This window comes from Pseudomonas sp. ANT_J28 (assembly GCF_008370005.1).
GTDB classification, from domain to species: Bacteria; Pseudomonadota; Gammaproteobacteria; order Pseudomonadales; family Pseudomonadaceae; genus Aquipseudomonas; species Aquipseudomonas frigoris.
In genome coordinates this window covers 110,884-136,030 of the sequence record NZ_VOBM01000006.1, presented here as the reverse complement: position 1 = coordinate 136,030, position 25,147 = coordinate 110,884, and the positions used below count along the sequence as shown (strand labels likewise).

The 25,147-nt window shown below is 58.3% G+C and carries 26 protein-coding genes; 16 read left to right on the top strand and 10 right to left on the bottom strand.

The features are described from left to right. Positions 1–156: 156 nt before the first annotated feature. The 12 genes from FQ187_RS05825 to FQ187_RS05765 all read left to right on the top strand — a co-directional run bounded on the left by FQ187_RS05825 (position 157) and on the right by FQ187_RS05765 (position 11,188). Positions 157–1,551: a PhoH family protein gene (locus FQ187_RS05825; RefSeq protein ID WP_149628752.1), complete on the top strand. Its 1,395-nt coding sequence runs from the start codon at positions 157–159 to the stop codon at positions 1,549–1,551. Between the two features lie 103 nt (positions 1,552–1,654). Continuing rightward, the gene (gene moaC / locus FQ187_RS05820) at positions 1,655–2,128 is read left to right on the top strand and encodes a cyclic pyranopterin monophosphate synthase MoaC (protein WP_149628751.1); all 474 of its coding nucleotides are present in this window, start codon (positions 1,655–1,657) and stop codon (positions 2,126–2,128) included. After that, complete coding sequence (gene moaD, locus FQ187_RS05815) at positions 2,125–2,367, top strand: molybdopterin converting factor subunit 1 (RefSeq protein WP_149628750.1); 243 nt, start codon at positions 2,125–2,127, stop codon at positions 2,365–2,367. The genes moaC and moaD overlap by 4 nt, the downstream gene beginning before the upstream one ends. Before the next feature lie 3 nt (positions 2,368–2,370). Next, positions 2,371–2,823 carry a molybdopterin synthase catalytic subunit MoaE gene (moaE, locus tag FQ187_RS05810; RefSeq protein ID WP_046045949.1) on the top strand — a complete coding sequence of 151 codons (453 nt, stop codon included), beginning with the start codon at positions 2,371–2,373 and terminating at the stop codon, positions 2,821–2,823. A gap of 319 nt (positions 2,824–3,142) precedes the next feature. Beyond that, positions 3,143–3,919 carry an ABC transporter substrate-binding protein gene (locus FQ187_RS05805; RefSeq protein WP_149628749.1) on the top strand — a complete coding sequence of 259 codons (777 nt, stop codon included), beginning with the start codon at positions 3,143–3,145 and terminating at the stop codon, positions 3,917–3,919. Positions 3,920–4,109: 190 nt separating this feature from the next. After that, positions 4,110–4,619, top strand: a complete 510-nt coding sequence (locus FQ187_RS05800) for a disulfide bond formation protein B (protein ID WP_129438267.1) — start codon at positions 4,110–4,112, stop codon at positions 4,617–4,619. Positions 4,620–5,434: 815 nt separating this feature from the next. Next, the gene (gene cyoA, locus FQ187_RS05790) at positions 5,435–6,379 is read left to right on the top strand and encodes a ubiquinol oxidase subunit II (protein ID WP_008147621.1); all 945 of its coding nucleotides are present in this window, start codon (positions 5,435–5,437) and stop codon (positions 6,377–6,379) included. 3 nt (positions 6,380–6,382) lie between these two features. Beyond that, positions 6,383–8,413 (top strand): cytochrome o ubiquinol oxidase subunit I, encoded by a 2,031-nt coding sequence (gene cyoB, locus FQ187_RS05785; RefSeq protein ID WP_149628748.1) that lies wholly within the window; start codon positions 6,383–6,385, stop codon positions 8,411–8,413. A gap of 3 nt (positions 8,414–8,416) precedes the next feature. Further along, the gene (locus FQ187_RS05780; protein ID WP_008147627.1) at positions 8,417–9,043 is read left to right on the top strand and encodes a cytochrome o ubiquinol oxidase subunit III; all 627 of its coding nucleotides are present in this window, start codon (positions 8,417–8,419) and stop codon (positions 9,041–9,043) included. After that, positions 9,044–9,379, top strand: a complete 336-nt coding sequence (gene cyoD, locus FQ187_RS05775) for a cytochrome o ubiquinol oxidase subunit IV (RefSeq protein WP_033061037.1) — start codon at positions 9,044–9,046, stop codon at positions 9,377–9,379. It begins immediately after the preceding gene. 11 nt (positions 9,380–9,390) lie between these two features. Continuing rightward, positions 9,391–10,278 (top strand): heme o synthase, encoded by an 888-nt coding sequence (cyoE, locus tag FQ187_RS05770; protein WP_008147631.1) that lies wholly within the window; start codon positions 9,391–9,393, stop codon positions 10,276–10,278. Between the two features lie 415 nt (positions 10,279–10,693). Further along, the gene (locus tag FQ187_RS05765) at positions 10,694–11,188 is read left to right on the top strand and encodes a RidA family protein (RefSeq protein WP_129445070.1); all 495 of its coding nucleotides are present in this window, start codon (positions 10,694–10,696) and stop codon (positions 11,186–11,188) included. Positions 11,189–11,261: 73 nt separating this feature from the next. On the opposite strand, the gene FQ187_RS05760 is transcribed toward FQ187_RS05765, so the two are convergent. The 4 genes from FQ187_RS05760 to FQ187_RS05745 all read right to left on the bottom strand — a co-directional run bounded on the left by FQ187_RS05760 (position 11,262) and on the right by FQ187_RS05745 (position 14,914). Continuing rightward, entirely contained in the window at positions 11,262–11,966 is a 705-nt protein-coding gene (locus FQ187_RS05760; protein WP_149628747.1) for a hypothetical protein, read from the bottom strand. A 137-nt stretch (positions 11,967–12,103) separates the two neighbouring features. Beyond that, complete coding sequence (locus FQ187_RS05755) at positions 12,104–12,619, bottom strand: DUF6622 family protein (protein ID WP_149628746.1); 516 nt, start codon at positions 12,617–12,619, stop codon at positions 12,104–12,106. 64 nt (positions 12,620–12,683) lie between these two features. Next, positions 12,684–14,201 carry a HAMP domain-containing sensor histidine kinase gene (locus FQ187_RS05750; RefSeq protein WP_149628745.1) on the bottom strand — a complete coding sequence of 506 codons (1,518 nt, stop codon included), beginning with the start codon at positions 14,199–14,201 and terminating at the stop codon, positions 12,684–12,686. Then, positions 14,198–14,914, bottom strand: coding sequence for a response regulator transcription factor (locus tag FQ187_RS05745; protein ID WP_149628744.1), 717 nt, complete (start codon positions 14,912–14,914; stop codon positions 14,198–14,200). Before FQ187_RS05745 ends, FQ187_RS05750 begins: the two co-directional genes overlap by 4 nt. Before the next feature lie 151 nt (positions 14,915–15,065). Between FQ187_RS05745 and msrB the strand changes: the two genes are divergently transcribed. From msrB to msrA, 3 genes are read left to right on the top strand one after another with little or no spacing between them, the layout of a single operon-like run. Then, on the top strand, positions 15,066–15,584 hold the full coding sequence (msrB, locus tag FQ187_RS05740; protein WP_149628743.1) for a peptide-methionine (R)-S-oxide reductase MsrB: 519 nt from the start codon (positions 15,066–15,068) through the stop codon (positions 15,582–15,584). 42 nt (positions 15,585–15,626) lie between these two features. Then, positions 15,627–17,402 (top strand): cytochrome c biogenesis protein DipZ, encoded by a 1,776-nt coding sequence (locus FQ187_RS05735; protein ID WP_149628742.1) that lies wholly within the window; start codon positions 15,627–15,629, stop codon positions 17,400–17,402. Positions 17,403–17,433: 31 nt separating this feature from the next. Beyond that, on the top strand, positions 17,434–18,141 hold the full coding sequence (gene msrA / locus FQ187_RS05730) for a peptide-methionine (S)-S-oxide reductase MsrA (protein ID WP_149628741.1): 708 nt from the start codon (positions 17,434–17,436) through the stop codon (positions 18,139–18,141). Here the strand turns inward: msrA and FQ187_RS05725 are convergent. From FQ187_RS05725 to FQ187_RS05710, 4 genes are all read right to left on the bottom strand, one after another. Further along, positions 18,136–18,663 (bottom strand): GNAT family N-acetyltransferase, encoded by a 528-nt coding sequence (locus FQ187_RS05725; protein WP_149628740.1) that lies wholly within the window; start codon positions 18,661–18,663, stop codon positions 18,136–18,138. The two genes, msrA and FQ187_RS05725, sit on opposite strands and share 6 nt — an antisense overlap. 43 nt (positions 18,664–18,706) lie before the next feature. Then, positions 18,707–19,111: a GNAT family N-acetyltransferase gene (locus FQ187_RS05720; protein ID WP_149628739.1), complete on the bottom strand. Its 405-nt coding sequence runs from the start codon at positions 19,109–19,111 to the stop codon at positions 18,707–18,709. Then, the gene (locus tag FQ187_RS05715) at positions 19,108–20,121 is read right to left on the bottom strand and encodes a sensor domain-containing diguanylate cyclase (RefSeq protein ID WP_149628738.1); all 1,014 of its coding nucleotides are present in this window, start codon (positions 20,119–20,121) and stop codon (positions 19,108–19,110) included. The genes FQ187_RS05720 and FQ187_RS05715 overlap by 4 nt, the downstream gene beginning before the upstream one ends. A gap of 75 nt (positions 20,122–20,196) precedes the next feature. Then, positions 20,197–21,102, bottom strand: a complete 906-nt coding sequence (locus FQ187_RS05710; protein WP_149628737.1) for a LysR family transcriptional regulator — start codon at positions 21,100–21,102, stop codon at positions 20,197–20,199. A 102-nt stretch (positions 21,103–21,204) separates the two neighbouring features. On the opposite strand from FQ187_RS05710, the gene FQ187_RS05705 reads away from it, so the two are divergent. Continuing rightward, complete coding sequence (locus FQ187_RS05705; protein WP_149628736.1) at positions 21,205–22,380, top strand: aspartate aminotransferase family protein; 1,176 nt, start codon at positions 21,205–21,207, stop codon at positions 22,378–22,380. A gap of 119 nt (positions 22,381–22,499) precedes the next feature. Here FQ187_RS05705 and FQ187_RS05700 read toward each other — a convergent pair whose 3' ends face one another. Both FQ187_RS05700 and FQ187_RS05695 read right to left on the bottom strand, forming a co-directional pair. Next, the gene (locus FQ187_RS05700; RefSeq protein ID WP_149628735.1) at positions 22,500–23,003 is read right to left on the bottom strand and encodes an adenylate kinase; all 504 of its coding nucleotides are present in this window, start codon (positions 23,001–23,003) and stop codon (positions 22,500–22,502) included. 53 nt (positions 23,004–23,056) lie between these two features. Beyond that, the gene (locus FQ187_RS05695; protein ID WP_149628734.1) at positions 23,057–24,979 is read right to left on the bottom strand and encodes an alkaline phosphatase D family protein; all 1,923 of its coding nucleotides are present in this window, start codon (positions 24,977–24,979) and stop codon (positions 23,057–23,059) included. Between the last annotated feature and the right edge of the window lie 168 nt (positions 24,980–25,147).

Below are 25,147 nucleotides of genomic sequence, written 5' to 3'. Positions count from 1 at the left end.
AGACAGACCGCCGAAACCTGCAACACAGGTGGCGTCTTCCAAGACCCAGCTATGGATGCAGTTCACTTGAGTCCCAACAGGTGAATTCGGTGGCCACTTCGAGGCGCAGCACTGTCACGGTATTGCGTCGACTGGCTCCCACAAAGGTGACCGAGTATGGATGATCACGGACGTAGTTCTTCCTCCAACCAGCCAATCCTTTATGTACTCGATACCAACGTATTGATTCACGATCCAAACGCCCTGCTTAACTTCGAAGAACACCACGTCGCCATCCCGATGACCGTGCTTGAGGAGCTCGACAAGCTCAAGAGCGGGCATCACAGCGTGGCTGCTGAATGCCGTCAGGCGATTCGCCTGATCGACAAGACCTTGGGCGATGCCAGCCCCGAAGATGTCGAACTCGGTGTGCCGATCCAGCGCGGCAAGAGTGGGCCCAAGGGTCTGCTGTCAATTTTGATGAGCAAACGTGCCGAACCGAACATCATTCTGCCCGAGCACCTGAACGACAACATCATCATCAACCAGTTGATCGACCTGCACGCGCGCGAACCAAAACTGCCCGTGGTGCTGGTCACCAAAGACATCAACATGCGCCTCAAGGCCCGGGCTTGCGGGATTGCGGCCGAGGACTACAGCACCGACCAACTGGTTGACGACGTGTCGCTGCTGCCCAACGGTTATCACAACATGAGCGGCTCCTTCTGGGACCGTGTGAGGAATGTCGACACCCGTCAGGATCATGGCCGCACCTGGCACCAGGTGCAGTTGATCGACAACCTGCCGGCGGTGCACATCAACGAGTTCATCATCGACGAACAGGGTTTTGTCGGCTGGATCAAGGAGATCGAGGAAGACAAGTTGCTGATTCTCGACCTGCATCAGGAACCCCTGTTGCACCAGGAAGCCTGGGGCTTGAAACCGCGTGACATCTATCAAAGCCTGGCGCTGTACGCCTTGCTCGACCCGGATATCCACCTGGTCAACCTGACCGGGGCTGCGGGTTCCGGTAAAACCATCCTCGCACTGGCGGCAGCGATCGAGCAGACCATGGTCAGCAAACGCTATCGCCGGATCATCGCGACCCGTAGCGTGCAGGGCCTGGATCAGGAGATCGGTTTCCTGCCCGGCACCGAAGCGGAAAAAATGGAGCCTTGGCTGGGCGCCATCACCGACAACCTCGAAGCCTTGCACATGGATGACGAAAACACCCATGGCAGTGTCGATTACATCCTCAGCAAAGTGCCGTTGCAGTTCAAATCCCTCAATTACATTCGAGGCCGCAGCTTCCAGCAGAGTCTGATCCTGATCGATGAATGCCAGAACCTCACGCCGCACCAGATGAAAACCATCATCACCCGTGCTGGCGCCGGTTCCAAAGTGGTGTGCCTGGGTAACCTGGCTCAGATCGACACCCCTTACCTGTCCGCGACCAGTTCCGGGCTGACGTACCTGACAGAACGCTTCAAGGATTTCCCCAACGGTGTGCACATCACCCTGCAAGGGGTGCCACGTTCGATTCTGGCCGAATACGCCGAATCGCATTTGTAATCGCCTCGACAGAACCGGGCGGCCTGCGCAGGCCGCCCGGTTTTTTATGGCCGAAATTTGACCCACAGGTTTACAATCGGTGCTCCTGATCAGGAGTATCCCTGTGCTGACTCATCTCGATTCCCAAGGTCGCGCCAATATGGTCGACGTCACTGAAAAAGCCGTGACGTTCCGTGAAGCAACGGCCCAAGCGCTTGTGCGCATGCTGCCCGAAACCCTGCAGATGATCGTCAGCGGCGGTCACCCCAAGGGTGATGTGTTCGCCGTGGCGCGTATTGCCGGCATTCAGGCCGCGAAGAAAACCAGCGATCTGATCCCTCTGTGCCATCCGCTGCTGCTCACCGGCGTCAAGGTCGAACTCAATGCCGAAGGCGACGACACCGTGCGCATCGTCGCGCGCTGCAAGTTGTCCGGACAAACCGGCGTGGAGATGGAAGCCCTGACCGCCGCCAGCGTCGCGGCGCTGACTATCTATGACATGTGCAAAGCCGTGGATCGCGGCATGACTATTGAAAACGTGCGGCTACTGGAGAAGCTCGGCGGCAAGAGCGGCCATTTCCAGGCGGACCAGCCATGAACGTCACCGTGAAGTTTTTTGCCCGTTACCGTGAAGCGCTCGGCGTGGACTCGGTGAAGGTTGAAGGTGATTTCGCCACAGTCGACGATGTGCGCGCGCTGCTGGCCCAGCGTGACGGTGCCGATGTGCTGAGCGAACAGAACCTGATGTGCGCCCGCAACGAAGACCTGTGCCAGCTCGATGAGCCGGTGAGCGATGGCGATGAAGTGGCCTTTTTCCCGACCGTGACCGGAGGCTGAGCCATGGCGATTCGCGTGCAGTCCACGGCGTTCGATCCGGGTGCTGAAGTCAACGCCATGCACGCCGCCAATGTGGGCGTCGGTGCGGTGGTGAGTTTTGTCGGCTATGTTCGCGACTTCAATGACGGACTCGACGTCGCCGGAATGTTCCTTGAGCACTACCCGGGCATGACCGAAAAAGCCCTCGCCAAGATCGCCACAGAGGCCGAGCAGCGCTGGCCACTGCTCAAACTTGAAGTGCTGCATCGCATCGGCGCCCTGGAACCGGGGGAGCCGATCGTCTTCGTTGGCGCTGCCAGTGCCCACCGCCAGGCGGCGTTCGACGCCTGCGCCTTTGTCATGGACTACCTGAAAACCCGCGCACCATTCTGGAAGAAAGAAAACACCCCTGACGGGTCGCGTTGGGTTGAAGGGCGCGACAGTGATCATGCGGCGGCGGATCGCTGGAAGCAGTAGACAGCCATTTAGTTCTTCATTGACTGTCAGTCCGCCTTCGCGTGCAAGCCCGCTCCCACATTAGATCTCCATCAAACACTAGTTTTGTGTTCGACTCAGAACCAATGTGGGAGCGGGCTTGCTCGCGAAGAGGCCATCCGCATCACCCAATTTCCCACTGATTCACCTCCCGACCATCGGCGGCCACATCTTTAAGGGCCCCGATTGACGACTAATACATAAAAGTCCAGTATGGAATTATAAGTACAAAAAAGCGCTTCCCCGTTTCTGCTCTTTCTTCTGTCTTGCCAAACCAACAACAACCCGCGAGAGAACGAACATGAAGAAATTCCCCCTCATCACCGGTCTGGCTCTGAGCCTGTTGGCGTGCAGCAGCCTGTTCGCCGCCGATAAAACCCTGCGCATCGGCATCGAAGCGGCTTATCCACCGTTCGCGTCCAAAACCGATAAAGGTGAGATTGTCGGGTTCGACTACGACATCGGCAATGCTCTGTGCGCGCAGATGAAGGTCAAGTGCGTATGGGTCGAAGGTGAGTTCGACGGTCTGATTCCTTCCCTTAAAGTGAAGAAAATCGACATGGCGCTGTCGTCCATGACCATCAACGAAGACCGCAAGAAGTCGGTGGATTTTAGCCACAAGTACTACTTCACCTCATCGCGTCTGGTGATGAAGGACGGAGCGGTCGTGGATGACCAGTACGCCAGCCTCAAGGGCAAGACGGTTGGCGTGCAACGAGCAACCACCACTGACCGTTACGCCACTGAGGTTTTCGAACCGAAGGGTATCAACGTCAAGCGTTACGGCAACAACGAAGAGATCTACATGGATCTGGCTGCCGGTCGCCTCGATGCCATTTTTGCCGACACCATCCCGCTGAATGACTTCCTGACGATGCCTCGTGGCAAGGGTTATGCCTTTGTCGGGCCGGAGCTCAAGGATCCGAAATACGTGGGCGAGGGCGCCGGGATTGCGGTGCGCAAGGGCAACACGGAGTTGGTCTCCGAGCTGAATACGGCCATCGACGGCATTCGCTCCAGTGGCGAATACCAGAAGATTTCAGAGAAGTACTTCAAGTCTGATATCTACGGCGACTGATCAATCGTTGGCCGGGGCTTTCTCACGAAAGCCTCTGCGCGGTTCCGATTCCTGAAAAACGCGTAAAAGTTAATCCCTTCTTAACCGGCTTGTCGTTTATTCCCCGATACCCCGCTGTGCGCGCCGGACTCTCAAAGGTCAGGGCCAGCGTGTAGACTTCTGGGCAATCGATATTTAGAAGGGAAACGCAATGAGCGAGGAAACGATGCGGTTGGGCCGTGAACGGCGCTATCTGGTGTTGCTGGGCATCATCTGCCTGGCGCTGATCGGTGGCGCGCTGTACATGCAAATTGTTCTGGGCGAGGCGCCATGCCCGCTGTGCATCCTGCAACGTTATGCGTTGCTGCTGATCGCGCTCTTCGCGTTCATCGGCGCGGCGATGCGCACCCGCCGCAGCATCACGGTATTTGAAACCCTGGTGGTGATCTGTGCCCTGGCAGGCGTCGGGGTGGCCGGGCATCACGTCTATACCCAGTTCTATCCGGCGGTCAGCTGCGGCATCGATGTGCTGCAGCCGATTGTCGACGGTTTGCCACTGGCGAAGATCTTCCCGCTGGGCTTCCAGGTCGACGGCTTCTGCTCCACGCCGTACCCGCCGATCCTCGGTCTGTCGCTTGCACAGTGGGCGCTGCTAGCCTTTGTGCTGGTCGTGGTGCTGGTGCCGCTGCTCACGTCGCGTAACCGCAAAGCGCTGCGCTGAAGTCATCCGCCGCAATCGCTGCCACACAAAAAAACGCCCCGGCCCTCGTTGAGGGGCCGGGGCGTTTTGCATTTCAGGGCGCAGGGAAAATGACCTTGATGCGCGACAAGTATGGGTGCGGCACGTGTGCGACATGTTGTCACAGCAAGAGTGTCGCAAGGCATTTCAAGGCGCCGAATTGGTACATGAACACGCAACAAAACTGGCCTGTTTTAGCGTCTGGCGATTTCAGCCCCAACAATCCGGAACAGGCAGTTTTAACAGGCCTTGGTGAATTGCCAGAGCCCTTGTCACATGGGGGCTTTGGCAGGGTCGAAGGAGGGCGCAGAACCTTCGATACTGTCTGAACTGCCTGAGGTAGACCTACAATTTTTGGTGTTTTTGTTGAGAATTAATTTCGATACCATGGCGCACTTTTGCAAATACCGTTAATGATTGTTGCTGGAATGGATAAAAATTATTTCGGGATGAGACATGGTTTATAAAACGTTACATATCTACAATCGCCCGCACTGAAATCCCGGCACTGCTCATCCCTGAGCAGGAATAGGGCGTCGAGAGGCCGAAGGGCTTCATGCGACTCCCAGGTGTCGGTGCCTTCCAATTATCCGCACCAAATGGAATTGGTCTGTAACAAGGCCTTTGACCACGAATTCGAATAAGAACGCAACGCTAGCCCAGGATTTGTCGAACAGCGTCTGACGCGCGACGGGTAGCCACTTATTCAATCCAAGAAAAATGCCAACCCTTGGCAGGGTGAAGTGTTGGCGATCAAAACCCAACTGCATTGCGCAAGCTGCTTTAGAGGTCGTGAGATGAGTAAAAACAGGTACCCCAGACTACTAGGCTTATTGCCGCTGATCGGCACGTTGTTGCTGTCAGGCTGCAACATGACCTTGCTCGATCCCAAGGGCCAGGTCGGCCTGGACGAGCGAAACCTGATCATCACCGCAACGCTGCTGATGCTGTTGGTCGTGGTTCCGGTCATCGTCATGACCTTCCTGTTCGCCTGGAAATACCGCGCGTCGAACACCGACGCCGTCTACACGCCGAAATGGTCGCACTCCACCAAGATTGAAATCGCAGTGTGGGCTGTTCCAGTGCTGATCATCATTGCCCTGGGTTACGTCACCTACAAGTCGACCCACGCGCTGGATCCTTACAAGCCGCTGGAATCCGACGTCAAGCCGATCACCATTGAAGTAGTCGCCCTGGACTGGAAGTGGATGTTCATCTACCCGGAACAAGGCATCGCCACCGTCAACAAGATCGTGTTCCCGGCGCACACGCCGATCAACTTCAAGGTGACTTCGGACTCCGTGATGAACTCGTTCTTCATCCCGGCCCTGGGCGGCCAGATCTACGCGATGGCCGGCATGCAGACCAAACTGCACCTGATCGCCAACCAGAACGCTGAAATGGACGGTATCTCCGCCAACTACAGCGGCGCTGGTTTCACCGGCATGAAATTCAAAGCTATCGCCACCTCTCAGGAAGATTTCGACGCCTGGGTAAGCGAAGTCAAAAAGGCACCTAAACAGCTTGAAAAAGCTGAATACGAAGCCCTTTCCAAGCCAAGCCAGAACAACCCAGTCGAGCTCTACTCCTCGGTCACGCCGAACCTGTTCCAGATCATCGTCGACAAGTACGAAGGCATGAATCCGGGCAAGCCGATGCACCACGAGAAGAAAGAGCACGAAATGGCCGCCATGGAAGGGATGGACATGAGTTCGCATTCAGCTGCCGGGGCAGAGGAGTAAACGATGTTTGGTAAATTAAGTTGGGAAGCGGTCCCGTTCCACGAACCGATCGTGATGATAACCATCGCCATGATCGCGCTCGGTGGTCTGGCGCTGTTCGCTGCAATCACCTATTTCAAGAAGTGGACCTACCTGTGGTCCGAGTGGCTGACCTCGGTCGACCACAAGAAAATCGGCGTGATGTACATCATCGTCGCCATGGTCATGCTGCTGCGCGGTTTTGCCGACGCCATGATGATGCGTACCCAGTTGGCCATGGCCACCGAGGGTTCGCCTGGCTACCTGCCGCCTGAACACTATGACCAGATCTTCACCGCTCACGGTGTGATCATGATCATCTTCATGGCGATGCCATTCTTCACCGGCCTGATGAACCTTGCAGTGCCGCTGCAGATCGGCGCGCGTGACGTGGCCTTCCCGTTCCTGAACTCCTTGAGCTTCTGGCTGCTGGTGTCTGGTGTGGTGCTGATCAACCTGTCCCTGGGCGTCGGCGAATTCGCCAAGACCGGTTGGGTTGCCTATCCGCCGCTGTCGGGCCTGCAATACAGCCCGGGCGTGGGGATGGATTACTACATCTGGGCACTACAGCTATCCGGGTTGGGTACGACGCTGACGGGGGTCAACTTCCTGGCCACCGTGCTGAAAATGCGTACCCCGGGCATGAAGTTGATGGACATGCCGATCTTCACCTGGACCTGCACCTGGGCCAACGTCCTGATCGTGGCCTCGTTCCCGATCCTGACCGCTACCCTGGCACTGCTGACGCTTGACCGTTACATGGATTTCCACATTTTCACCAATGAACTTGGTGGCAATCCGATGATGTACGTCAACCTGTTCTGGGCCTGGGGTCACCCCGAGGTTTACATCCTGATTCTGCCGGCGTTCGGGATCTTCTCCGAAGTCATCTCGACCTTCACCGGCAAGCGTCTGTTCGGCCACCACTCGATGGTCTACGCATCGGGCGCGATCTCGATCCTGGGCTTCATGGTTTGGCTGCACCACTTCTTCACCATGGGTTCGGGTGCCAGCGTCAACGCCTTCTTCGGTCTGGCGACGATGCTGATTTCCATCCCGACGGGGGTGAAGCTATTCAACTGGCTGTTCACCATTTACCAAGGGCGTCTGCGTTTCACCAGCCAGGTTCTGTGGACTCTGGGCTTCATGGTGACTTTCGCCATCGGTGGCATGACCGGCGTACTGCTGGCCATCCCGGGTGCGGACTTCGTCCTGCACAACAGCCTGTTCGTGATCGCTCACTTCCACAACGTGATCATCGGCGGCGCGGTATTCGGCTACATCGCAGGCTTCGGCTTCTACTTCCCTAAAGCGTTCGGCTTCAAGCTGCACGAAGGTTGGGGCAAGGCAGCGTTCTGGTTCTGGATCTCGGGCTTCTTCGTCGCGTTCATGCCGCTCTATGCACTGGGCTTCATGGGCATGACCCGTCGTCTGAACGCCACCACCAACCCTGAGTGGGTGCCGTACCTGTACGTCGCCATGTTCGGTGCGGTGATGATCGCGGCCGGTATCGCCTGCCAGCTGATTCAGCTGTACGTCAGCGTGCGTGATCGCAACAAGCCGGAAAACATGTGCGAACACGGTGACCCGTGGAATGCCCACACGCTGGAATGGTCGACCTCGTCGCCACCACCGTTCTACAACTTTGCCGTGCTGCCAAAAGCGGAAACCATCGATCCGTTCACCGAAGCCAAGGAAAACGGTACCGCGTACAAGGCTCCGGCCAGGTACGAACCGATCCACATGCCAAACAACACCGCGACCGGTGTGGTCATGGGTGCTCTGTTGACCGTGTTCGGTTTCGCGATGATCTGGCACATCTGGTGGTTGGCCATCGTTGGTCTGGTTGGCACCGTGGGCTACTTCGTGATCCATGCTGCCCGCGATGATCAGGGCTATATGGTGCCGGTCGACGTGATCGAGCGCATCGAAGCCGAGCAGCACAAGCGTCTGGTAGCGGCCGGGAAAGTTCCAGCCACTGCCACCCGTGTTGAAACCTCGTTGGAACAGGCTTAAACCATGTCGAACTTAGTGACCACTGCTGGACACGCCCATGGCACGGACCATGGGCACGACGACCATCACCACGACTCGGGCGAGATGACCGTATTCGGTTTCTGGCTCTACCTGATGACCGACTGCATTCTGTTTGCGTCGATCTTCGCGGCGTACGCGGTGCTGGTTAACAACGTAGCGGGTGGCCCGTCGGGCCACGACATCTTCGAACTGCCGTACGTACTGGGCGAAACCGCTCTGCTGCTGTTCAGTTCGATCACCTACGGCTTCGCCATGCTGGCGTTGTTCAAGGGCAAGAAGAACCAGGTCCTGGGCTGGCTGGGCATGACCTTCCTGTTCGGTGCCGGCTTCATCGGCATGGAGATCAACGAGTTCCACATGCTGATCTCCGAGGGCTTCGGTCCTAGCCGCAGCGGCTTCCTGTCCGGGTTCTTCACCCTGGTCGGCACTCACGGTCTGCACGTGACCAGCGGTCTGATCTGGATGGCGATCATGATGTATCAGGTGCAGAAAAACGGCCTGACGGCGACCAACAAGACCCGTCTGAGCTGCCTGAGCCTGTTCTGGCACTTCCTGGACGTGGTGTGGATCTGCGTATTCACCGTTGTTTATCTGATGGGGACTATGTAAATGGCTAACGCTCATTCCCACGATAGCCACGACGCCAGCCACGGCAGCGTCAAGTCTTACGCTATCGGTTTCATTTTGTCGGTGATCCTGACGGTCATTCCTTTCGGCCTGGTGATGTACCCATCGCTGCCGAAAGCCCTGACCCTGTGGATCGTACTGGCCTTCGCAGTGATCCAGGTGCTGGTGCACCTGGTGTACTTCCTCCACCTGGACCGCTCCGCTGCCCAGCGTAACAACGTGATCGCGTTTGTCTTCGCTGCACTGGTAATCGTTCTGTTGGTAGGCCTGTCGCTGTGGATCATGTACAGCATCCACACCAACATGATGGCGCACTGAGGAAAGTCCGGATGTCCTTTAAGCACTTTATCCAAATCACCAAACCGGGGATCATTTTCGGTAACGTGCTTTCTGTGGCGGGCGGATTTTTCCTGGCCTCGAAAGGGCATGTCGATCTGGCCATTTTCCTGGCCGCCATGATCGGCACGTCGCTGGTGGTGGCTTCCGGTTGCGTGTTCAACAACTGCATCGACCGCGACATCGACCTGAAGATGGAACGCACCAAAAACCGGGCGCTGGTCCAGGGCTTGATCTCCCTGAAACTGGCCCTGGCTTTTGCGACCGTCCTGGGTGTTTTCGGCGTTGCACTGTTGTACAAAGTGGCCAACCCGTTGGCCGCGTTGTTCGCGGTGATCGGCTTTGTCATCTACGTCGGTTTCTACAGCCTGTACCTCAAGCGCAAGTCGGTTCACGGCACGCTGGTGGGCAGTCTGTCGGGCGCCATGCCGCCGGTGATTGGCTACGTCGCTGTGACGAACAGCTTCGACATGGCCGCACTGACGTTGCTGGTGATGTTCAGCCTGTGGCAGATGCCGCATTCCTACGCCATCGCGATCTTCCGCTTCAACGATTACCTGGCTGCATCGATTCCGGTGTTGCCGGTGAAGCGCGGGATTGAAGTGGCCAAGAAGCACATCCTGCTCTACATCCTGGCGTTCCTCGTGGCGACCTTGATGCTGACCTTCAGCGGCTACGCCGGCATGAGCTACCTCGCCGTCGCCGCGGCCATGGGCATGTACTGGTTGTACATGGCCTGGACCGGCTACAAGGCAGTGGATGACACGGTCTGGGCACGCAAGCTGTTCGTGTTCTCGATCTTCACCATTACCGCGTTGAGCGTGATGATGTCGCTGGACTTTAAAGTGCCGAGTGAGCTGTTGCTGACGTACGCGCCTTAAGCGTCGGATGCTGTAAAGAAAAACCCCGCCTTCGAAAGAAGCGCGGGGTTTTTTATTGGGGCGCTGGTGGACCGAGTTGCCCCATTCGCGAGCAGGCTCGCTCCCACTGGATCTGCGTTGCCGCGAGTTATGGGTACGACGCTGAACCCCTGTGGGAGCGAGCCTGCTCGCGAAGGCCGCACCGCGGTCTATCAGGAAAACTCAACTATCGAGCAACCGAAAAACCCGTTCCCGCACCTGGCTGTTATCGCTGTGCGCCACGTTGAAACGCAGGAAGTGGCTAGCGTCCGGCGCTTTGCTGAATCTAAGGGACATCAATTTGATCCAGGCTGATTTTCATAGGCCAGCCCCCGAGTCGAGATCTTTGGGCTAATCTGTCAAAAAAATGGATCCAATTTTTGATCGGGGAGGAGAGATGACTGAACATATGACCTGCGATGAACGATTCATCGCGCTGGCAAAAGAGCTCGGTTACGACATCTACGGTGAGAATACGGCCGGCGGGCATTACGCGCTGTTGGTGCGGCATCACGATCAGCTTTATATCAGCGGTCTGGTGCCGCGGATGAATGGTGAAATTCAGTATCCGGGCAGGGTAGGCCTGGATCTGACGCTGGCAGATGCACAGAGCGCTGCCAGCATCAGTGCGTTGCGCGGTCTGGCATTGATTGTTGATTCCATCGGTTCGCTGGACAAGATCAAGTCGCTATTGCGCGTCACGGTATACATAAAGTCCACCGCGGATTTTGTCGATTTGAGCGAAGTGGCCAACGGTGCGTCGGACGTTTTCAGTCATGTACTGGGCGATGCCGGTAAACATACACGAACCACGATCGGCGTTTATCAACTGCCGAAAGACGCAGCCATTGAAGTTGACATGATCGTGGCGATACGGCCATCAACGCTCTAACGATGAACCAGCAGGCAATAGAAAGGCCCGCGCTGAATCTCAGTGCGGGCTTTTCAGTCATCGATGGCGTGTGTTACTGCGCGGCGATGCTGTAGCCATCGAACGCGGTTTGCTGCTGAAGCGCGGTGATGATGTTCTTGCGGTTAACCGCTTGTTCGGCCCCGGCATTGTCCAGGAACGTCTCGCTTTCCAGTTCCGCTTCTTCGCCTTCACCGACGAAGGTGAAACCCAGGAACTCCAGCGCTTCACGGTCAACGTTCAGTCGCGAACGCGGGGTGCGCAGCGGCAGCGTCACGCTGATCCCGTCTTTGCTGATGGTGAACACTTCGACATCTTTCTTGGCGCGAGCAGCCTTGCTTTTGCCACTACTCGGGTTGCTGATGGCCTGGTGGGTCTGGTTCAGCACTTTCAGTGCGAGGCCATAGACCAGTTCCTGAAATGCCGGATCGTCCTTGAAACTGGAGAGAATCCGGCTGATCGGGAATTTGCTGCTCAAGTCTTCCAGGGCTGCAATGTCGGAAGCCTCGGCGTCCTTGAGCTGCTTGAGTTCACCCATCAATTGGTAGGCTTTATCGTCGTCGAAGCTGTCGTGAGCCTGGCGAATCGCGGCGCGCAGCTCGCGGATCTGGTCGCTTTCCCGGGTGGACTGGAAAGCGTCCAGGACCATCTCGCTGATGGTCTTGGCCTGGGGCACGTGGTGTGAAAGATTGATGGAGTTTTCGTATTCCGCTTTGGACGACAAGGTGACTACGGATTCAGCGGTATTGGAATCGGACATTGAAATTTCACTACTTCTTTTAACTTGGGTTGAGGCGAGAAAGCACAGGGCCTTTTCAGGCCGCCTAATCTATTGGACCGAGGCGGCGTTGTCACTGATGAACAGGCGGCTGGTCATCATTTTTGGCGCAGCGGCTTTTAACCGGCGGCTATCTGGGGGCGTTTTGCCTGAAGTGTCAGTAGTAGCCGATAAAACTTCAACGCCCGACCGCTGATCAGTCCACAGACAAAACCGGAAGCCGACGCCTTGAGCAGCAACATCTCAAGGGTGGCGGCCAGCTCCGGGTGAACGTCATCCTGGTAGCCGAAGTAATAGTTCACCGCAAAAAACAGCAGGTAGAGCACCAGGTTTTTTGCTGTACCCGGCACGATCAGGCCGGTTTGCGGATCATCCAGCTCAATGCCCTTGCGTGGGAAAATCAGCAGCGCCGCGAGGCTGCCCAGGATGACGGCGGCCAACCAGCAACTGACCGACAGCTGCGGATTCAGCGTCAGGTTCAGCGAATAGAGTGACCAGCCCAGCAAGATCGGCGCTGTGACGAGCAATGAAGTTTTGCCTTCACGGGTCGGGGACAGGGCTTTGACGCCGAAGTAGCACAGCAGCAGAAAAATCGCGTAAACCCACTGCGGGGTGTTTTGCAGGGTGTTGAGCATCGCGCAGCGTCCTTGCCGAAATGGGTGCCGGGATATTAGCCGTTGCTGCGGCCCAGGCAGTCGACTATTTCCCCAGCGTATTCAGATTCATCGACCGAACCGCCAATTGCTCGGCCGTTTGCTGGTCCACCGCCAACGAAAAACGGAAGGTCGCGCCGCGGCCGGGAACATCAATCAGCTGGATTTCGTGGCCGTGCAATTGCAGGATCCGGTGCACGATCCGCAACCCCAGTCCGCCGTCACGCCGTGCGCCGCCAATGTTGAACGGGCGCAGGAACAGACCTTCGCGCAGTTCGGCAGTGATGCCAGGGCCGGTGTCGCTGACGGTCACTTCGATAAAAGGTCCTTGAGGGCGCAGGCTGAGCTCGATTTCTCCCCCTTGCGGGGTGTGGCGCAGGGCGTTGTCGAACAGGTTGGTGAGCACCCGCTCGATCAATCCAAGGTCGGCGCAGGCCGCTGAAACATTGGGTGCGAAGGTGGCCTTCAGTTCGACCTGGCGTGCCTCGGCCGTCAGTTCGAACTTCTGGAAAATGTCCTGCACCAGATCGGTCAGCGAGAAACGCTCCAGCACCGGTTGCACGAAACCATGTTCCAGGCGCACCAGTTCCAGCAGCGATTGCGCCAGACCACCCACCTTGCGGCTTTGATCCAGCGCGATGCCCAGGTAACGGCGACGGTCGGCGGGTGACAACGTGGCGTCCTTGAGCGACAAGGTTTCCAGGTAACCGTGCAGCGAGGCGAGAGGCGTGCGCAGGTCGTGGGAGATGTTGGCCACCAGTTCGCGGCGTTCCTGGTCCTGGCGGGTCAACGAACGCCATTGCTCGCCGAGGCGCGCCTGCATCTGCCGGAAGGTGGCGTCGAGTATGGCAATTTCATCGTGGCTGGCGGCTTTTTCCACCGGTACGGATGCAGACGGCGTTACCGGAGCGCCATCAATGTCGAACTGGCTGACGGTTTCGGTCAAAAGGCGCAAAGGTCGGGTGATGAGGGCGAATGCCGTGAGACCGGCAATCAGACACAGCAACGCCACCAGCCCGATCGACAACAGCGCGGTATTCAGGGCGGCGCTGGTGGCGCCGCGTTCGGCGAAGCGGTCGTGCTCTTCGCTCAGCAGCACCACATAGAGATAGCCCACCGGTTTTCCATTGACCTGCAATGGCGCGGCGCTGAACACTTTGCGGCCATCGACGCTGCGCGGATCGTCGCCGAGAACCGGCAGGGCATCGCCATTGAGCAGGCGCTGGATCGGCGCCAGATCGACCCGCTCCCGGTGTATCCGCCCCTCGGGCGCAGCACTGCCGACAATCCGGCCCTCGGGGTCGAGCAGATAGACCTCGACACTGGGATTGACCAGCATCAGTTGGCTGAACAGGTCGCGCACGGCGTCGGGCATCAGGCCTTTGGTGTCCATCAGCACGGTGTCATGGGCGATGTGCCGGGCCAGATCCCGCGACAACCCTTGCACCACTTCCAGCTCATGCATCTGGTTGGACCGCACCTGCAACCAGGCCGACGTGCCGCAGCACACCAGCAGCAACACGGCGAACACCAGAGACAGGCGCTGAGTCAGGGTCAGTCTCACGGCTGCTCCTCCCTGGCCGCGAATTTGTAGCCACGCCCCCACACCGTGAGGATGCGCACCGGTTGTGCCGGATCAGCCTCGATCTTTGCCCGCAGGCGGTTGATGTGAGTGTTGACGGTGTGCTCGTAGCCTTCATGGCTGTAGCCCCAGACGGCGTTGAGCAGGTCCATGCGCGAGAACACTTTGCCGGGCTGGCGGGCGAAGAAATACAACAGGTCGAACTCCCGTGGAGTGAGGTCGAGGCGGCGACCGTCAAGGGACACATCGCGTGTGATCGGGTCGATGGATAGGCCGTCCGTGATCAGGCTTCCGGCGTCCATTTTCAGATTGCGGGCCATGGCGTCGACCCGTCGCAACAGCGCTTTGACCCGGGCCACCAGCTCGAGCATGGAAAAGGGTTTGGCCAGGTAATCGTCGGCGCCGAGTTCGAGCCCGAGAATCCGGTGCACTTCGCTGGAGCGCGCACTGGTAATGATGATCGGTGTGTAGCGGGCCATGGCACGGGCGCGGCGGCAGATTTCCAGGCCGTCGACGCCGGGCAGCATCAGGTCGAGGATCAGTGCGTCCCAGCTTCCTTGTTGCAGCAGTCGCATGCCTTCATCGCCATCGGCGCAGTGCACCACCTCGAACTGCTCATCGCGTAGATGCAGGCAGATAAGGTCGGCGATATGCAGGTCGTCCTCGACCACGAGGACGCGTTTGGTCTGTTCCATCAAGCTCAATCCTTCGGCGCAATGAGCGCATTGTGCGGGTTTTCCGGGGCCGGAGTTATCACGAATTATTTAACTCTCCGTGAGGATTTGGCGATCAACCCAAGCCTAGGCTGTGTTCCATGTCAGGCACCTGGATTTTTCGGAGACGACCATGTTTTCACGGCGACAGTTTCTCGTAGCAAGCGGCGGGCTAGGCGCTGCAGCGCTGGTCATCGGTGTATTGCCAAAATTTTCCGCGAGCGCTGCACTGGTCAGTGATGCCAGCGCGGCAGAGGTGTTCGAGGTGACTCACAGCGACAACGAATGGCGCGCCATGCTCAGCGCCGAGCAGTACGAAATCCTGCGCGAAGAGGGCACCGAACGGGCCTACAGCAGCCCGCTGAACAACGAGCACCGTGAAGGTACGTTTGCCTGTGCCGGTTGCGACCTGCCGTTGTTTTCTTCCGCGACCAAGTTCGACAGCCGCACCGGTTGGCCGAGTTTCTGGGCACCGCTGGACAAGGCTGTGGCCACTCGTCAGGACCGTTCCTTCGGGGTGCTGCGCGAAGAAGTCCACTGCCGGCGTTGTGGCGGTCATCTGGGCCATGTCTTCGACGATGGGCCCAAACCCACCGGTCTGCGTTACTGCATGAACGGCCTGGCGATGACTTTTGTGCCGAAGACAGCTTGATCCGCGGGTACTCCCTTTCACTCATTTTTGCAGGTCGACGTTATGTGGCTTCTAGTCCTCGCTTATCTCGGTGGTGTGTTGACGATTGTCAGCCCGTGCATCCTGCCGGTACTGCCCTTTGTCTTCGCTCGCACCGGGCAGCCGTTCATGAAGAGCGGGTTGCCGCTATTGGCGGGAATGGCGCTGACCTTTGCGCTCGTCGCCTCGTTGGCGGCGGTGGGTGGCGGTTGGGTGGTGCAAGTCAATCAGTACGGTCGCTGGCTCGCGTTGCTGTTCGTTGCACTGTTCGGGCTGACGCTGTTGCTGCCGCGACTGGCCGAGCGCCTGACGCGGCCACTGGTGGCAGCGGGCAGCCGGTTGTCGGAAGCCGCGGGCGCCGATGCCCGGCCGCGTCCCGGCGCTTCGTTCCTGATCGGCGTCGCCACGGGCCTGCTCTGGGCTCCGTGTGCCGGGCCGATTCTGGGGCTGTTGCTGACCGGAGCCGCGCTGCAAGGGGCAAGCATCGCAACCACCTTGTTGTTGCTGGCCTACGCCGCGGGTACCGCAACTTCCCTCGCGGTGGCGCTGCTGCTGGGCGGTAAAGTCTTCGCGGCGATGAAGCGTTCCATCGGCGCTGGCGAGTGGCTGCGTCGAGGCCTGGGCGCCGCGATGCTGGCCGGTGTCGCGGCGATTGCCCTGGGGCTCGACACCGGGATCCTGGCGCGGGTTTCGACGGCGTCCACCGGCGGTATCGAGCAGGCTTTGGTTGGACGGCTGGCCGGAAAATCACCGAACGGTAGCGGGGCGATGATGGCGCAGGTTCCGGCCTCGGGAAGTGCAATGAAAGTGGCTGACAAAGCGCCGGGCGCACTGCCGATTGAAGGCAACCTTCCATCGCTGGACGGCGCGGTGCAATGGCTCAACTCGCCACCGCTCACAGTGCAGGCCTTGAAGGGCAAAGTCGTGCTGGTGGATTTCTGGACTTACTCCTGCATCAACTGTCTGCGCACACTGCCGTATGTGAAGGCTTGGGCCGAGAAGTACCGCGATCAGGGATTGGTGGTGATTGGCGTCCATGCGCCCGAGTTTGCTTTCGAACGAGACGTAGGCAATGTCACCAAAGCGATGAAGGACCTGGGCATCAACTACCCAGTGGCCATCGATAATGACTTCAAGATCTGGCGAGCTTTCAACAACGAATACTGGCCGGCTCACTATTTTGCCGACGCTCAGGGTCGCATTCGTTATCACCACTTTGGCGAAGGCGAGTACGCCGAATCGGAGCGGGTGATCCAGCAACTGCTGCGCGAAGCAGGTGCCGTGAAGGTCGCGGACGGTCTGATCAATGCCAGCGCCGAGGGTGTTCAACTGGCGCCGGACATGAACGAAGTGCAATCACCGGAAACCTATGTTGGCTACCAGCGCGCCGAGCATTTCGTGCCTGAAACCAGCCTGGTGCCGGACAGGGTGTCGGCCTATACCGCTCCATCGCAATTAGCACTCAATGACTGGAGTCTGGACGGTCAATGGAATGTCGGCTCGGAGCGGGCGACTTCAAGCGGCCCGGCCAGTCGCATCGTCTACCGCTTCCATGCCCGCGATCTGCACCTGGTGCTGGGGCCTGGCACTCACGGTAAACCGGTGCGTTTCAAAGTGTTGATTGACGGAAAAGCCCCCGGCGAAGACCACGGTACCGACGTGGCGCCCGACGGCAGCGGCAGCGTGACTGAACAACGCTTGTACCAGTTGGTGCGCCAATCCGGTGGCGTGACGGATCGGATCTTCAGCATCGAGTTTCTCGATCCCGAAGTGTCGGCGTATGCGTTTACGTTCGGTTGATCTTCATTCCATTCATTCAGGAATCAGTCTCATGAAAACCCTATTCACCTGGCGCCGCACCCTGTTGGGCCTGGCCGCTGCCGGCGTCATCGGCCAATGCCTGGCGTTCTCTTTCGGTGCGGCGGAAGACGCGGTCATCATTCCTTCACCCACCCTCGACGAAACCACCCAGGCCGACAGCGAAAAGGCGGTCTTCGCCGGCGGTTGCTTCTGGGGCGTCCAAGGTGTGTTCCAGCATGTCAAAGGAGTGAAGAAAGCGGTCTCCGGTTACGCCGGCGGTGCAGTCAACACCGCTCAGTACGAACGGGTCAGCAATGGCGATACCGGTCATGCGGAATCCGTCGAAGTCACCTTCGACCCCCGTCAGGTCAGCTACGGCACCTTGCTGCAAATCTACTTTTCGGTGGCTCACAATCCTACCGAACTCAACCGTCAGGGACCTGACCGCGGCACTCAGTATCGCTCGGCGCTTTTCCCGGAAAACAGCGAACAGCAGCGTATCGCTCAGGCCTACATCGCCCAGCTCGACGCCGCCCATTCGTTCAACAAACCCATTGTTACCAAGCTGGAAACCTACAACGGTTTCTACCCGGCCGAGGAGGAACATCAGGATTTTCTGACCGAGCACCCGACCTATCCCTACATCGTGATCAACGATCTACCGAAGGTCGCGCAGTTGAAGCAGCTGTATCCGGATCGGTATCAGGAGAAACCGGTTTTGGTGAAGGCGGGGTCATAAACGTGACAGGGTACGGCACGCGCCTTGATCAGGAATTTCCTCCAGGCGAATGCCCATCTCGAAGGCTCGCACTTCATAGCCCAACTCTTCGTACAGTCGAAGTGCCGGTGCATTGAATGCCCAAACGGTTAGCCGCAGATCCACAGCGTTTTGTTCGATGGCCCAGGTTTGAGCGCACTGCATCAATGCTCGTCCAATGCCTTGGCCCCGAATACTTTCATCAACACACACTGAACCGACCCTGCCGACCCGCTGAGGTTGCATCAGCGGGCTGGTGAACTGAGTGACTTGCACGGTGATGAATCCAATCGTTCTACCTGCTTGTTCGGCGAGAAAGGTCACCTGATTTTCACCGTCGATGTACGGCTGCCAATGGGTGCTGTCGCGCGCGAAATTTTCAGTTGCTGGCGCATAAATATCTGGCCGCTCTTGATGGTGAAGACTGTTGAGTTGCTGGGCCAGTTCGCAAATGGCGAGTAGATCGTCCGGAGTCGCCCGGCGATAGAGGAGAGGGGAAGTCATTGGCTTTCCTTGGCACTTCTTGTTTCAGTTAAGGAATGTTTGGCTATTTACGACGCGGGCGCTCCATCGCAATGGTCGACGTTTCAAAACCCAGGCTTGAAAAGAAATCCGAAGCGCCTTCCCGGCCTGCTCGCAGAACCCAGGTCATGTCGGGGTTCTCGCCCATGACATGCTCAACCAGCGCGCGCCCGACACCTTCACGTCGATGTTGTCCACAGACGACGACCATCGACAGATAACCGTTTGATAGGCCGTCAGTGATGCCTCGGGCAAAACCGATAATTTGGGAGCCCTTCATAGCAAGGGCTGTGCGTTGGGAGTTAGCGATCAACTGCGCAAAATGTTCAGCGGAACCTGTGCGGTGAGCCCATTCGTTCTGGTCCAGAAAAAGGCGCACGGGCTCTACTTCCGAGGGCAGTACATCGCGGACACGCATGACATTGTTCATCCCGAAATCACATTCTTGCCCGCGATCTTCGACCGATACAGCGCTTGATCAGCCCGGGCCAGCAACCCGGTCTGTTGTTCCTCTTCAAAGCGCTGAACCACGCCAAAACTCATGGTCACTTGAAAGTCCCCGACTGGATGCAGGCTTGCGAGGCCATGGCGGATACGTTCAGCGAGGGCCCGGGCATCGACGAATGGTGTATTGGGCAGGATCAGGATGAACTCGTCGCCGCCCCAACGCGCGAGCAGATCGCCTTCACGCACGCAGTGCTTCACGCTCTCGACTACCTGCACCAATGCCGCATCACCCAGCGCATGGCCATAGTGATCGTTGATGTTCTTGAAGTCGTCGATGTCCATGGCTATCAACGACAGCGGTTGTCGAAAGCGTTGGGCACGGTCGCATTCCTGGGGCAGGGCTTTTTCCAGGCGATAGCGGTTAGCGATCGATGTCAGTGCATCGGTTTCCGCCAGTTTTCGGTTTTCTTCGAGTTGGATTTGCAGTTGCTGATTGACGCGAGACAACTCTCGGGTGCGTTCTTCAACGATCGCTTCAAGGGATTGCTTGCGCCGTTCAAGCGCTTCGTACAGGCGCTTCTTGTCTTCGATGCTGCGGTGCGCGCCGACCATCCGCGCCACCGAACCGTCGGCATTGCGTGCGAGTACGTAGCCACGGTCTTCGATCCAGGTATAGCTGCCATCCTGCATGCGGCAGCGATACTCGGCCTGATAGCCGGGGGCTCGTTGATTCAGGTAGTCGTCGAACAGCGCCATGACCTGCGGGTAATCGTCGGGATGGATCACGTTTTCCCAGGTCAACACGTTGTTATTCAGGGAATGAGGCGGGTAACCGAGCATCTCGTACCACCCGAGGTTGCGATAGACGAACCCGGTGTTGGCGTTCCAGTCCCAGATGCCGTCGCTGACCAGTTCCAGAATGGTGTGCAGCATGTCTTCGTTCAAATCAGACAGATTGAACTTCAACGGCTCGATATTCGACGCTTCACCCATGTCCGCACTCCCTGCCGCCCTGATATCTAAGTGACCCGCCTGTCGAGGAGATTAGTGCATGGGGTATTCGGTCGGCTAGTGCTTGCCCCATCTCTGCAAGGCAAAGTCGACGAAACTACGCAGTTTTGGCAAACGGTAGCGATCCTGGGCATACATCAGGTTCATCGGTCGGCTCGGCGGCAAGTAATTCTGCAGCAATGCCACCAGTTTTCCGTCCTTGAGATCTTGCTCCATCAACGCATCAGGCAACACCACGATGCCCATACCGGTTCGCGCCGCTTGATGCAGTCCTGCCGAACTGTTGATCAACATCGGTCCATTGACCGCTACCGCCACTTCGCCCTCGGGACCAGTCAGGCGCCAATGTTTTTCCACCGACTGCCAGTCATCCCCGGCCGGATAGGCAAAGGACAGACAGTCGTGGTGTTGCAGATCATCAGGTTTCTGCGGTGTGCCTTTGCGCGCCAGGTACCCCGGTGATGCACACATGGTCAGGCTGTAGTCGAGGAGTGGACGGGCGATCAGGTGGGCCTCCTCGGTATTGCCCAGGCGAAATGCCACGTCGAAACCGTTTTCGAGCAGGTCCGGACGGCGATTGGTGAGGACCACATCCAATTTGACGCGTGGACACAGCAGGGCGAATTCACTCAGGGCGGGTGCCAGTTTTTCAGTGCCGAACGTCAGCGGTGCGGTGATGCGCAAGGTGCCGCTCGGTTCATCGAGAGCCTGCTCGGCCAAGCGTTCGGAATCGGCCACCAGCCCCAGCACTTCGAGGCAACGCTGGTAATAAGCAGCGCCGAATTCCGTTAACCGCTGGCGTCGTGTCGTACGGTTGAGCAGGCGCACACCTAGGCGTTGCTCCAACGCCCGCAGGTGATTGCCGACCATGGTGGTGGACATTTCGCACTGCAACGCGGCGGCGGTCATGCTGCCGGTTTCCACCACCCGGACGTAAACAGTCATTGCCTGGAACAAATCCATGATCAAACCCAGCTTTAAAATGATTGAAGTGTTTCAGCGTTTATCTAGCTCAGGTGGCTAACCATACTGCAAAAACACCGACCGTTGATGGAGCTTGATGTCATGACCGCCGCCTGCCTGATGACCACTTACCAACCCTTGGCCTTGAGTTTCAGCAAGGGCCTGGGCACACGCCTGTGGGATCAGGCCGGTCGTGAATACCTGGACGCGGTGGCGGGCGTGGCAGTGACCAACGTCGGTCACTCCCATCCGAAAATTGTCTCAGCCATCAGCGAACAGGCCGGGTTGCTGTTGCACACTTCCAACCTCTACAGCATCGATTGGCAACAACGGCTGGCGCAGAAACTGACGCGGTTGGCGGGTATGGAGCGGGCGTTCTTCAACAACTCCGGTGCTGAAGCCAACGAGACCGCGCTGAAACTTGCACGGTTGTACGGTTGGCACAAAGGCATCGAACAACCGCTGGTGGTGGTCATGGAAAACGCCTTTCACGGCCGGACCCTCGGCACTTTGTCCGCCAGTGATGGCCCGGCCGTGCGCCTGGGCTTCAACGAGTTGCCGGGGGATTTCGTCAAAGTGCCATTTGGTGATCTCAAGGCGCTGGACAAGGTGCAGCAAGCCCACGGCCCGCGCATCGTGGCGATCCTGATGGAGCCGATTCAGGGTGAAAGCGGTGTCCAAATGGCCCCGCCCGGTTACCTGAAAGCCATTCGCGAACTCTGCACACGGCGCTCGTGGTTGCTGATGCTCGACGAAATCCAGACCGGCATTGGCCGCACTGGCCAGTGGTTTGCCTTTCAGCACGAAGGCATCGTTCCCGACGTCATGACCCTGGCCAAGGGCCTGGGTAACGGCATTCCCATCGGCGCCTGTCTGGCCCGAGGCAAAGCCGCCGACCTCTTCACCCCCGGCAGTCACGGCAGCACCTTCGGCGGCAATCCACTGGCCTGCCGCGTGGGTTGCACCGTGCTGGAGATCATCGAAGAACAAGGACTGCTGGACAACGCCAAGCTTCAGGGCGAGCGTTTGCTTGCCAGATTGCGCATCGAATTGGCGGACGACCCGAACATCCTGGAGATCCGCGGCCAGGGCTTAATGATCGGCATCGAACTCAAACAACCGATTCGCGACCTGACCCTCATCGCCGCACGGGATCACGGCTTACTGATCAACGTGACACGGGGCAAAACCATTCGCTTGCTGCCACCGCTGACGATTGATGAGCGGGAAGTGGAGATGATTGTCAGAGGGGTTTGCCGGGCAGTGAAAGCGGCCTGATACACAATTGATCGTTCCCACGCTCCGCGTGGGAATGGCTTTTCTTGATGTCCGTGACCATTAATTCGGGGACTAATTTGTTCCGTGCAAACATACGCATCCTTGGTAAACAGTGTGAGTCAGTTGGCTTGTAACACGGTGTTCGCGAATGTTGTGATTTCGGTTCGATCCCTGAGTTTGAGTTTCGAACCGCTGAACCCTTCGAACAGACGCTGATGCGCGGCAAATCCACTGGAGTCTTCGCGGGTACGATAGCTGCCGGCCCAGTCGAGCAACGCAATCAACAACTCGTCATTCTTGTCCCGCTGTGCCTCTCGCTGACGAACATTGGCAACACATTCCTCATCTTCAACACACAGCCAGATCAGTGCTGTCGCCCGGGGCAATAGTTCGCTGATGATCCCGCCGTAAACGCCTTCGATCACCCAGCGCTTTTTACTGGCAAGCACCCGTGCCATGCCCAGCGCCTCGGCACGGGGGCGGGGGATGCTGTGTTCGTCGGACAACCAGTGAATCGAATCGAGATCGACCCACGGCACTTGCAGGTGCTTGGCCAGTCGTTCGGCCAGCCAGCTTTTGCCGGAACCGGAGTTGCCGATGATCAGGGTTCGAGTGAGGTTCATATCGACACCGATCATGTAAGGGAGCCGTAATCCGATCGTGTGAGCGAACGCCTTCAGTCTTCGTTGTCAGGCGCAACCATCCGCGTCTTAGGCGAACCGTTCGAGTTGTGCTGATAGATCTCCTGCGGCTGTCCTTTTTCATTAAAGAACACTTGCCCGATCCCCGCCGAATTCCACAGTCGTTCACCCGCTTCCGCATGTTCCGGGACATGCGGAACAATGCGCATGCGCCGGCGTTTGGTCAGCCAGTTCAGTGGCGAGCGCGGCGAGTAGAGCCAGCGGTTGAGGCGGTCGAACCACTCGAGCAGCGCGGGAGGGAATTCGTTTTTGATGCCGCTGCTGGTGATCTGCCAGATGCGCGGGCCGGCCTTGCGGTGTCGGATCAGTACTTCGTAGACGAAGGAATAATGCACATCGCCTGATAGCACCACGTAATTACCGGGTGTACGCGAGTGTCGGAAAATGTTCAGGATCACCTGGGCCGCGCCGCGATGGGCCATCCAGTTTTCGGCGTCCACCAGCAGGGGATAACCGCACCAGCTGAAGACGCGCTGCACGGTTTCGATCAGTTTGACGCCGAAGATCGGTGCCGGCGAAACGATGATGGCCGAAGGGTGATCGAGCAGCTCCTGTTGCAGTTCGCTGAGGGCTTCCCAGTCCAGCAGGCCCGATGGCTGCTTGAGGTTCATCTCGCTGCGCCAGCGTCGGGTGCGGGTGTCGAGAACCACGATGGCCGGGCGGGTGGGCAGCACGTAATGCCAGTTCTGAAATCTCAGCAGTTCGTCAATCAACTCGTCCTGAATGTCACTGTCGAGGTAGCGGTCATGCCCGGTCGCGCTCAATCTGCCGGCTTTCTTCAGCACCGCGCCGAACGCATCCGGGTTGTTGCCCCAGCCCTGGCACAGCATATAAGCAATCAGTGCATTGCCGATGATGCGCCTGGAAAACGGATGGCCGTAGGCCGTTTCCTCCCATTGCGCGGAAAGATTCCAGTCATCGGTAATATCGTGGTCGTCGAAAATCATCAGGCTCGACAGGTGCGCGAGTGCTCGGGCGACACCTCCCAGACCGGCCTTGAAGCCATCGATGCGCGTTTGCTCAAGCGCATAACGCTCGCGTCTTTCAGGTGTCAGCGCCGGCGGTTGCGGGGTAATCAATGTCCAGGGAGTCGGTGACCACACCAGCAAGTACATGGCCATGACCTCGGCGAACGTCACCAGATGGTTGTCGGCACTGCTGCTGGTGAAAATCGGCTTACGCGCCCCGCCGAAAAATCGCTCGCGCAGGGTTTCGTTGCTCTCCAGCGCCGGTAATAAATCCGCACGATGGTAGTAGCTGGCGGGGTGCTCGTAGAGTTTGGCGCTGTCACTGACTACCGCGCCTTCGAGGTGCTCTTCGAACAGCCCCAAGCGCTTGATCAAGGCATGGATGGCTCGCAGCATCGGGCCCGCGACATCGTCGGCATAAACCTGATCACCACTCATCATCAACAGCGCCGGACGTTTGTGTGCATCCGGCTCGGCCTCCAGCAAACGATCGACGCACAGCAAACCGTCCGGGGCGGGATGATGAGGTTTGCGGCAAGAACCGTGCAACAGATGATCGGCCCGTTTACGCAGGACGAAGTTTGGGCAACGGGCGTCGCCGTACAGCAAGTGCGGGGCCCAATCGGCGATGCCTGTGCCAGCGTCGTCAATCAGCAGGTCGTATTCGATTAACGTGTCGCAGGGCAGGGCGGTGTCCGGCGACACATCGATCAAATGAACAAAGGCGTGGGTGCCCACCGCAATGATCGTGCACTGACTCGCGTCGAGGTGGATAGCGTCGCGATCTTGCAGGCGCAACCTCAGCGACAATGCCCGCGACCCCACCAGCCACATCACCAGCCGCGTGGGCTCCAGCCGCCGCAACAGCGGCCCGACCAGGACCGGTGGCAGTGAGTGTTGATCATCAGGTAATGGCGAAGACATAGACATGCAGGTTCAAGACACCGGGCGCAGAGGAGCGGGCGATGATAGCGCAGCTGGCGTAAAGGCATGGTTGTGGGAGCGAGCTTGCTCGCGATGGCGGCGCTACATTCAACATCAATGCAGACTGAACTGCCGCTATCGTCGGAACGCCGCCCGGAGCAAGCTCGCTCCCAC

What these genes read in the sequence shown, in the direction of transcription:
- FQ187_RS05825 (WP_149628752.1), top strand. Translation starts at nt 157, where the DNA reads ATGGATGATCACGGACGTAGTTCTTCCTCCAACCAGCCAATCCTTTAT.
- moaD (WP_149628750.1), top strand. Translation starts at nt 2,125, where the DNA reads ATGAACGTCACCGTGAAGTTTTTTGCCCGTTACCGTGAAGCGCTCGGC.
- moaE (WP_046045949.1), top strand. Translation starts at nt 2,371, where the DNA reads ATGGCGATTCGCGTGCAGTCCACGGCGTTCGATCCGGGTGCTGAAGTC.
- FQ187_RS05805 (WP_149628749.1), top strand. Translation starts at nt 3,143, where the DNA reads ATGAAGAAATTCCCCCTCATCACCGGTCTGGCTCTGAGCCTGTTGGCG.
- FQ187_RS05800 (WP_129438267.1), top strand. Translation starts at nt 4,110, where the DNA reads ATGAGCGAGGAAACGATGCGGTTGGGCCGTGAACGGCGCTATCTGGTG.
- cyoA (WP_008147621.1), top strand. Translation starts at nt 5,435, where the DNA reads ATGAGTAAAAACAGGTACCCCAGACTACTAGGCTTATTGCCGCTGATC.
- cyoB (WP_149628748.1), top strand. Translation starts at nt 6,383, where the DNA reads ATGTTTGGTAAATTAAGTTGGGAAGCGGTCCCGTTCCACGAACCGATC.
- FQ187_RS05780 (WP_008147627.1), top strand. Translation starts at nt 8,417, where the DNA reads ATGTCGAACTTAGTGACCACTGCTGGACACGCCCATGGCACGGACCAT.
- cyoD (WP_033061037.1), top strand. Translation starts at nt 9,044, where the DNA reads ATGGCTAACGCTCATTCCCACGATAGCCACGACGCCAGCCACGGCAGC.
- cyoE (WP_008147631.1), top strand. Translation starts at nt 9,391, where the DNA reads ATGTCCTTTAAGCACTTTATCCAAATCACCAAACCGGGGATCATTTTC.
- FQ187_RS05765 (WP_129445070.1), top strand. Translation starts at nt 10,694, where the DNA reads ATGACTGAACATATGACCTGCGATGAACGATTCATCGCGCTGGCAAAA.
- FQ187_RS05760 (WP_149628747.1), bottom strand. Translation starts at nt 11,966, where the DNA reads ATGTCCGATTCCAATACCGCTGAATCCGTAGTCACCTTGTCGTCCAAA.
- FQ187_RS05755 (WP_149628746.1), bottom strand. Translation starts at nt 12,619, where the DNA reads ATGCTCAACACCCTGCAAAACACCCCGCAGTGGGTTTACGCGATTTTT.
- FQ187_RS05745 (WP_149628744.1), bottom strand. Translation starts at nt 14,914, where the DNA reads ATGGAACAGACCAAACGCGTCCTCGTGGTCGAGGACGACCTGCATATC.
- msrB (WP_149628743.1), top strand. Translation starts at nt 15,066, where the DNA reads ATGTTTTCACGGCGACAGTTTCTCGTAGCAAGCGGCGGGCTAGGCGCT.
- FQ187_RS05735 (WP_149628742.1), top strand. Translation starts at nt 15,627, where the DNA reads ATGTGGCTTCTAGTCCTCGCTTATCTCGGTGGTGTGTTGACGATTGTC.
- msrA (WP_149628741.1), top strand. Translation starts at nt 17,434, where the DNA reads ATGAAAACCCTATTCACCTGGCGCCGCACCCTGTTGGGCCTGGCCGCT.
- FQ187_RS05725 (WP_149628740.1), bottom strand. Translation starts at nt 18,663, where the DNA reads ATGACTTCCCCTCTCCTCTATCGCCGGGCGACTCCGGACGATCTACTC.
- FQ187_RS05720 (WP_149628739.1), bottom strand. Translation starts at nt 19,111, where the DNA reads ATGAACAATGTCATGCGTGTCCGCGATGTACTGCCCTCGGAAGTAGAG.
- FQ187_RS05715 (WP_149628738.1), bottom strand. Translation starts at nt 20,121, where the DNA reads ATGGGTGAAGCGTCGAATATCGAGCCGTTGAAGTTCAATCTGTCTGAT.
- FQ187_RS05710 (WP_149628737.1), bottom strand. Translation starts at nt 21,102, where the DNA reads ATGGATTTGTTCCAGGCAATGACTGTTTACGTCCGGGTGGTGGAAACC.
- FQ187_RS05705 (WP_149628736.1), top strand. Translation starts at nt 21,205, where the DNA reads ATGACCGCCGCCTGCCTGATGACCACTTACCAACCCTTGGCCTTGAGT.
- FQ187_RS05700 (WP_149628735.1), bottom strand. Translation starts at nt 23,003, where the DNA reads ATGAACCTCACTCGAACCCTGATCATCGGCAACTCCGGTTCCGGCAAA.
- FQ187_RS05695 (WP_149628734.1), bottom strand. Translation starts at nt 24,979, where the DNA reads ATGTCTATGTCTTCGCCATTACCTGATGATCAACACTCACTGCCACCG.